The sequence below is a fragment of the Kitasatospora sp. NPDC059747 genome, assembly GCF_042732955.1.
In the GTDB taxonomy this organism is placed as follows: Bacteria; Actinomycetota; Actinomycetes; order Streptomycetales; family Streptomycetaceae; genus Kitasatospora.
In genome coordinates, this window is record NZ_JBHWGV010000130.1 from 19768 (window position 1) to 26194 (window position 6427).

Consider the following 6427-nt stretch of genomic DNA (forward strand, 5'->3'; position numbering starts at 1 on the left):
GCCGGTTGAGGCGCTGGCCATGGCACACGTTCACCGGGGGCCCCACCGCGCGGCGGCGGGCGTTGGCGCCCCTGGGAGCGTGCGGGGGGGGGGGGGGGGGGGGGCGGGCCCGGCCCCGGGTGGGCCGGGGGGGGGGCCCCGGCGCTGCGTCCTCGGTGTGCGGCACGTCGTCTCCTCGGCTCGGCTGTCGGAGTGCGGTTCGACACCTCGACGAACGGGAGGACCGCGGTTTGGACGACGGCGGCGAAAAATCTTCAGTCGATTTCTGCGGGGTCCTGCTTCGGCTGCTCGGCGGCGGCCTCGTGGGCCCGGACGGCGCGGGCGAAGGAGCGCAGGTCGCCCGCGAGGAGCTCGGGCACCTCCAGGGCGGGGAAGTGCCCGCCCTCGGCGAACTCGCTCCACTGGACGATGTTCGGGAAGCGCCGCTCGGCGATCCGCCGCACCGGCAGGCTCCCGTCGTGCGCGAAGGCGGCGACGGCGAGCAGCACCGGCTGCGGCGGCCCGGCGAGGGGCTGGCGGGCGGCGTCGGGGAGCATGTCGGCCATCTCGTAGTACAGCTGCGCGGACGAACCGGCCGTCGCCGTCAGCCAGTAGAGCGAGACGGTGGTCAGGAGCTGGTCCCGGCTGATCGAGTCGCCGCTCGTCCAGTCCCGGAACTTCTCGGCGATCCAGGCCAGTTGGCCGACCGGGGAGTCGGTGAGGCCGTAGGCGAGGGTCTGCGGGCGGGTGCTCTGGATCTTCATGTAGCCGGCCCGGCCGGTGGTCTCGAAGGCGGCCAGGTAGGCGAGCCGCGCTTGGTCCGCCTCGTCGAGGCCCTCCAGGTCCTCCGGGCCGGTGGGCGGGGTCAGCAGGAACGTCACGTGCGCGCCCGCGAGGTGCTCGGGGTCGAGCGCGGCGGCGGTCAGCGAGATCCACACGCCGAGGTCGCCGCCGTGGGCGAGGTAGCGGCCGTAGCCGAGCCGGCGCATCAGCTCCGTCCAGGCCCGTGCGATCCGCGGCACGTCCCAGCCGGCCTCGGGGGCGGGGCCGGAGAAGCCGAAGCCGGGCGGGGCCGGTATGACGACGTGGAACGCGTCCGCCGGGTCGCCGCCGTGGCTGCGCGGGTCCGTCAGCAGCTCGATGACGTCCAGGTACTCGGCGACCGACCCGGGCCAGCCGTGGGTGAGGATCAGCGGCGTGGCGTCCGGCTCGGGGGAGCGCACGTGCAGGAAGTGCACGGTGGCGCCGTCGATCTCGGTGCGGAACTGCGGGAAGCGGTTCAGCCGCTCCTCCGCGGCCCGCCAGTCGAACTCCGTGCGCCAGTACTCGGTGAGCTCCTTCAGGTACTCCAGCGGCACCCCGCGGGCCCAGCCCGCCCCGGGCACCTCGGCCGGCCAGCGCACCGCCGCCAGGCGGCGGTGGAGGTCGTCCAGGTCCTCCTGCGGAACGGCGATTCGGAACGGCTGCATTTCCGGGCCTCCTCAATTCGGCGGGCGGCACGCCGCCCCTTCGTCCCTGCCGCCCGGGGACGCTACCAGCGCGCTCCGGCGCTAAACAGGGATCACCGGGGCACCGCCGGGCGACAGAGCAATCTGGAAGTAGAGGCGCATTCGCGGGACGTCAATGATGGTGCCGTCGGCCGGGCACGCTGCTTCGGCGCGCGCCGCCCATTCCCGTTTCTCCGGATGTGCGCTCTCGTTCGCTTTCTTCCGCTCTTCCGCTCCTTCGCTCGTTCCGCTCCTTCGCTCCTTCGCTCCTTCCGCTTCTTCCGTTCCTTCCGCCGTCGGACGTTCCAAAGAGGGGAGCACGGTGGCTACTCGAATCGGCGACCGGGCCGTGGTGCTGGGCGCCAGCGTGGCCGGGCTGCTCGCCGCCCGCCTGCTGGCCGACGCCTACCGCAGCGTCACGGTGGTGGACCGGGACACGCTCACGTCCTCCGCCGCCCCGCGCCGCAGCGCGCCGCAGGGCCGGCACGTCCACGGCCTGCTCGCCCGCGGCCAGCAGGTGCTGGAGGAACTGTTCCCCGGCCTCACCAAGGAGCTCGCCGAACTCGGCGTCCCCGTCTGCGACTTCGGCACCGGACTCACCTGGTACTTCGCCGGCCGCCCGATCCGCAAGGCCGAGACCGGGCTGATCTGCGTCTCCGCCGAGCGCCCGCTGCTGGAGGCCCGGGTGCGCGAGCGTGTCCTCGCCCTCTCCAACGTCCGCCTCCTCGACCGCTGCGACATCAACGGCCTCGACTCCTCGCCGGACCGCGCCCGCGTCACCGGCGTGCGCGTCCAGCCCCTCGACGGCGCCGAGGAGGTCCTCGCCGCCGACCTCGTCGTCGACGCCACCGGCCGCGGCTCGCGCACCCCGCTCTGGCTCCGCGAACTCGGCTACCCTCAGGTGCCGCAGGAGCGCGTCAAGATCGACCTCACCTACACCACCGCCGAGTTCGCCGCCCCGCTGCCCGTCGACCCGATCGGCGACGGCGCCGGCCTGGTCTGCGTCGCCGGCCCCGGCCGGCCGCGCGGCGCCACGCTGGTGCGCCTGCACGACCGCTACGCCCTCGCCCTCTACGGCCTGCTCGGCGAGCGCCCGCCCACCGACCCCGAGGGCTTCCTCGCCTTCGCGAAGACGATGCCCGTCCCCGAGATCCACGCGGCCGTCGAACACGCCCGGATGATCACCGAGCCGGTCTCCATGCACTTCCCCGCGAACGTGCGCCACCACTACGAGCGCGTCGAGCGCCTGCCCGACGGCCTGCTCGCGATCGGCGACGCCGCCTGCGTGTTCAACCCCATCTACGCCCAGGGCATGACCGTCGCCGCGATCGGCGCCACCGTGCTCCGCGGCCACCTGGAGCGCGGCGTCCCGCCCCGCCCGCGCGACTACTTCCGCGACCTCGCGGCCGTCATCGACGCGCCCTGGGACATGGCCGTCGGCGGCGACCTCGGCTTCCCCGAGGTCCGGGGCCGGCGCACGCTCGCCGTGCGGATGGCCAACCTCTACATGCCGCGCCTGCAGGCCGCCGCCGCCCACGACGCCACCCTCTCCACCGCGTTCCTGCGCGCGGCCGGCCTGGTCGACCCGCCCCAGGCGCTCATGCGGCCCTCGGTGGTCACCCGGGTGTTCCGGCCGCGTCCCAAGTCCTGACGCGTGTCCCGCCAGGTGCGTTCCGCCTGGTGTGTCCCGCCCGACCAACCCGCACACGGAACTACCGGAGGTTCCCCGTGACAGCCCACCCCGAGCCCATCGTGCTCGACCCCACCGGCCGGGACGTCCACGCCGAGGCCGAACGCCTGCGCGCGCAGGGCCCGGTGGCGCAGGTGACCCTGCCCGGCGACGTCCGCGCCTGGTCGGTCGTCGGCTACGACACCGTCCGCCAGGTGCTCAACGACGAACGCTTCGCCAAGAACGCCCACGAGCACTGGCCCGCCTTCGTCAACGGCGAGATCAGCGACGACTTCCCGCTGATCGGCTGGGTGCTCATGGACAACATGACCACCAGCGACGGCGCCGCCCACGCCCGGCTGCGCAACCTCACCGCCAAGGCCTTCACCATGCGCCGCACCGAGGCCATGCGCCCGCGCGTCGAGCGCATCGTCCGCGAGCTCCTCGACGACCTCGCCACCGCCGCGCCCGGCGAGGTCGTCGACCTCAAGGACCGCTACGCCTACCCGCTGCCCACCAAGGTGATCTGCGAACTCTTCGGCGTCCCCGAGCACATGCGCCGCGACGTGATGCGCGGCGGCGAGGTCAACACCGAGACGACGATCAACCACGAGGAAGCCGTCGCCAACGTCGAGTCCTGGCACAACGCGATGTACGAGCTCATCGAGATGAAGCGCGAGGAGCCGGACGACGACCTCCTGAGCATGCTCATCGAGGCCCGGGACAACGGCTCCCGCCTCAACCAGTCCGAACTCGCCGGCACCCTGCACCTGATGCTCGGCGCCGGCTCCGAGACGACCACCAACCTGCTCAGCAAGGCCGTCGTCGCGCTGCTCACCCACCCCGAGCAGTTCGCGCTGGTCCGCGACGGGAAGGTGCCGTGGCGGGACGTCATCGAGGAGACCCTGCGGGTCGAGTCCCCGATCGCCCAGCTGCCGTTCCGCTTCACCACCGAGGAGGTGGAGCTCGCGGGCGTGCGGATCCCCAAGGGCGACCCGGTGCTGATCGGCTTCGCCGCCTCCGGGCGCGACCGCGGCCGGCACGGCGAGGACGCCGACCGCTTCGACATCACCCGCCCCGACAAGGAGCACCTGTCCTTCGGCTACGGCGTCCACCACTGCCTCGGTGCGCCGCTGGCCCGCATGGAGGCCGCGATCGGGCTGCCCGCGCTGTTCGAGCGCTTCCCCGACCTGGCCCTCGCCGTTCCGGCCGAGGAGGTCCAGCCGCAGGGCACCTTCCTGCTCAACGGCACCGCCACGCTGCCCATCCGCCTGACGCCCGCTTCCTGACCACCCCGAAGGAGCCCCATGAACGCGAACGCACCGGTGAACGCGAACGCACCGGCCCGCGCGGAGCTGGTCCGCCGCGCGGCCGAAGTCGCCCCCGTCCTGCGCGCCAACGCCCCGTGGGGGGACGAGCACCGGCGGCTGCGCGAGGAGTCCCTGGCGGCGCTCACCGACGCCGGCCTGTTCAAGATGCGGATGCCGGCCCGCTACGGCGGCTACGAGACCGACGCCGCGACCTTCGTCGAGGTGATGACCGAACTCGCCAAGGGCGACGGCTCGGCGGCGTGGAACGTCTCCGCGTGGTCGATCTCGGCCTGGATGGCCTGCCAGTTCCCCGACCACGTCCAGGACGAGGTGTTCGGCGCGTCCGCCGGGGACGTCCGGGTGTGCGGCGTGCTCAGCCCGAGCGCCTCCGCCGTCCCGGCCGCCGACGGCGCCGTCGTGAACGGCGCCTGGCAGTTCATCAGCGGCGCGCACCACAGCGGGTGGCAGGTCGCCCTCGCGATGGGACCGACGCCGGACGGGCAGTCGCAGTGGCCGCTGATGGCGCTGATCCCGCTCTCCGACCTGACGATCGTCGACGACTGGGACACCACCGGCCTGCGCGGCACCGGCAGCGTCACCACCGTCGCCGAGGACGTGTTCGTGCCGCAGGACCGCCTGCTGCCGCTCGCCCTCGTGCTCCAGGAGCAGTCCGCCTCCAAGCTCAACCCGGAGTCGGCGCTCTACCGCGCCCCGCTCATCGCCACCGGCTGCACGACCTTCACCGGCACCGCGATCGGCCTCGCCAAGTCGGCGCTCGCGACGTACCTGGAGCAGCTCGACAAGAAGATCACCTACACCGAGTACGGGTCCCGGCGCGAGGCCGCCGTCACCCACCTCCAGGTGGCGGAGGCGGCGCTGCAGATCGAGGAGGCCGAGGGCCACGCCGCGCGGCTGGCGGCCCTGGTCGACGCCAAGGGCGCGGCCGGCGAGCCGTGGACGGTCGAGGAGCGGGTGCACGCCCGCGCCTACCTCGGCCGCGTCTTCGACCGCGCCACCCGCACCGCCCGCACCCTCGGCGACGCGAGCGGCGGCGGCTCCCTGTACCTCACGGGCGCGCTCCAGCGCACCGTGCGGGACCTCCACGCGCTGAGCCTGCACGCCCTGATGCACTCGTCGACCAACACCGAGCTCTACGGCCGCGTGCTGTGCGGGCTGGCGCCCAACACGATGTACCTGTAGCCGCGTTCCGCCGCTCCTGGGAAGGCACCCGGGAGCGGCGGACCTTCTCCGACCTCAGGCCTCGGTGGCCTGCGGCCAGACGTCCGCCCGGACCAGGCCGAGGACCAGAGCCGCGATGTTCCACGCGTCGTCCTCGCCCCGGTGGTGACGCCCCTCAAGGGGCAGCCCGGCCAGCTCCAGGGCCTTCGCCATGCCGGGGCGCTTGCGCAGCCCGTACGCGTCGGCGAAGACCGCCTTGGCATTGGTGTGCCGCTCGCCGAAGCCGAAGGGGTACGTCACCCCGTTGTCGCGGCACTGGCGGGTGAACTGCTTGCGGTCGTAGTCGCCCCAGCTGGCCCAGGCCCGCTCGCCCGCGCCGTGCTCGTCGGCCAGCAGCGCGCAGGCGTCGGCGAACGGCAGGCCGGTGTCGACCTCCCACTGCGTCAGCCCGGTCAGCTCGGTGCAGAACGGGCTGACGGTCGAGCGCCCCGGCCGCACCAGGATCCGGTGCCGCCCGACGCGTTCGAGGGCTTCGAGGTCGACGACGGTCAGCCCGATCTCGATGATCTCGTTGACCTCCCCGGGCGGCACCCGGCCGTCCCAGCAGGTGGCCTCGACGTCCACCACGTTGAGCAATCGTGCGTCCATGCGGGGATCATGGGCGGCGGCCGCCGGTGCGGTCAATCGGTTATCGGCCGCGCCCGGTGGGCATGGTGGGTGTCAAGGCCGGGCGGGTCGCGGGGGGAGCGGGCGCCCCACACCGCGCCCCCCCCCGGCCCCCGCGTAGGGCTCGGCTGGGGGCG

At 73.6% G+C, this 6427-nt stretch carries 5 protein-coding genes; 3 read left to right on the top strand and 2 right to left on the bottom strand.

Annotated features, from left to right (window positions below; genetic code table 11):
• Positions 1–254: 254 nt before the first annotated feature.
• Positions 255–1448: an epoxide hydrolase family protein gene (locus ACFV4G_RS36735; RefSeq protein ID WP_380446661.1), complete on the bottom strand. Its 1194-nt coding sequence runs from the start codon at positions 1446–1448 to the stop codon at positions 255–257.
• Positions 1449–1788: 340 nt separating this feature from the next.
• Here ACFV4G_RS36735 and ACFV4G_RS36740 point away from each other — a divergent pair, with 340 nt between their 5' ends.
• The 3 genes from ACFV4G_RS36740 (at position 1789) to ACFV4G_RS36750 (ending at position 5645) form a co-directional block, all read left to right on the top strand.
• Positions 1789–3117: an FAD-dependent oxidoreductase gene (locus ACFV4G_RS36740; RefSeq protein WP_380446663.1), complete on the top strand. Its 1329-nt coding sequence runs from the start codon at positions 1789–1791 to the stop codon at positions 3115–3117.
• Between the two features lie 77 nt (positions 3118–3194).
• On the top strand, positions 3195–4424 hold the full coding sequence (locus ACFV4G_RS36745) for a cytochrome P450 (RefSeq protein ID WP_380446666.1): 1230 nt from the start codon (positions 3195–3197) through the stop codon (positions 4422–4424).
• A gap of 18 nt (positions 4425–4442) precedes the next feature.
• Positions 4443–5645 (top strand): acyl-CoA dehydrogenase family protein, encoded by a 1203-nt coding sequence (locus tag ACFV4G_RS36750; protein WP_380446668.1) that lies wholly within the window; start codon positions 4443–4445, stop codon positions 5643–5645.
• A gap of 54 nt (positions 5646–5699) precedes the next feature.
• Here ACFV4G_RS36750 and ACFV4G_RS36755 read toward each other — a convergent pair whose 3' ends face one another.
• Positions 5700–6272, bottom strand: coding sequence for an exonuclease domain-containing protein (locus ACFV4G_RS36755; RefSeq protein ID WP_380446670.1), 573 nt, complete (start codon positions 6270–6272; stop codon positions 5700–5702).
• Between the last annotated feature and the right edge of the window lie 155 nt (positions 6273–6427).